This window comes from Rhodovulum viride, assembly GCF_003265965.1.
Taxonomy (GTDB): domain Bacteria; phylum Pseudomonadota; class Alphaproteobacteria; order Rhodobacterales; family Rhodobacteraceae; genus Rhodovulum; species Rhodovulum kholense.
In genome coordinates this window covers 1-773 of sequence record NZ_MUAV01000133.1, presented here as the reverse complement: position 1 = coordinate 773, position 773 = coordinate 1, and the positions used below count along the sequence as shown (strand labels likewise).

General features: G+C 68.0%; 2 protein-coding genes. Both read right to left on the bottom strand.

Going from position 1 to position 773, the window contains the following annotated elements:
• Positions 1–223 (bottom strand): gene transfer agent family protein (locus BYZ73_RS21435; RefSeq protein WP_146746405.1); only part of this gene is annotated, 223 nt, incomplete at its 3' end.
• Between the two features lie 3 nt (positions 224–226).
• Entirely contained in the window at positions 227–658 is a 432-nt protein-coding gene (locus BYZ73_RS21430) for a phage tail tube protein (protein WP_112317588.1), read from the bottom strand.
• Between the last annotated feature and the right edge of the window lie 115 nt (positions 659–773).

Below are 773 nucleotides of genomic sequence, written 5' to 3'. Positions count from 1 at the left end.
CGCCCGCCTGGCGCAGCGTGGTCGCGGGGCGGTGATCGCGCATCGCGGCCCAGAGGATCAGCCGCATGGTGCGCACCGATCCCGCCTTCAGCGAGGTCATGACCTCGGCCAGCGTCCGGCCCGCCTCGTCTTCCAGCTCGGCAATGGCATTGAAGCTGAGGATCAGCCGAAGCCGCTCGCCGCAGGCCTCGATATCGACCTCGCCCTTCATCGGATTGGCCATGGATCAGTCCTCCCCGGGCAGGGTGATCGCGAGGCTGCCGGTGACCCGGAAACTCGCGGAGACCTCCTGGAACTCGCCCACGCTGGCGGGCGGCGCGTAGGATTTGAGCCAGCCCTCGAAGAGCCAGACCGTGCCGCCCGGGAAGGTGACCCGGATCTGGCGCACCGCGCCCGAGGCCTTCAGCCCGATCAACAGCCGGTCGGTGGCCGAGCCCTCGATCCAGTTCATGCCGACCGTGCATTCGCCGGGATCGAGCAGCCCCGGGCGGGATTCCTTGGTCCGGTTCAGCGACTTCATATGGGTTGCGTCATGTTCGTCGCGCTGCTGGTCGGGCAGCGCCACCGACTTGACCTCGGCCAGGTCGAGGAAGGTCGTGGCGGCGGCATCCTCGGCCACCTCCACGCCATAGCCCCAGGCGATATCCGCCTCGCTCATCTCTCGTTCTCCTTGTTGTGAAGCCTGTGATGGACGATCAGGTCGGCGACGATCCGGTGGATCCCGCTGCCGTCCCGGTCGGTGTCGAGCCCGTCGCGCAGCGCCTCGACGAAGA

Bases quoted from the DNA above. Each gene is read 5' to 3' on its own strand.
- BYZ73_RS21430 (WP_112317588.1), bottom strand. From the start codon at position 658: ATGAGCGAGGCGGATATCGCCTGGGGCTATGGCGTGGAGGTGGCCGAG.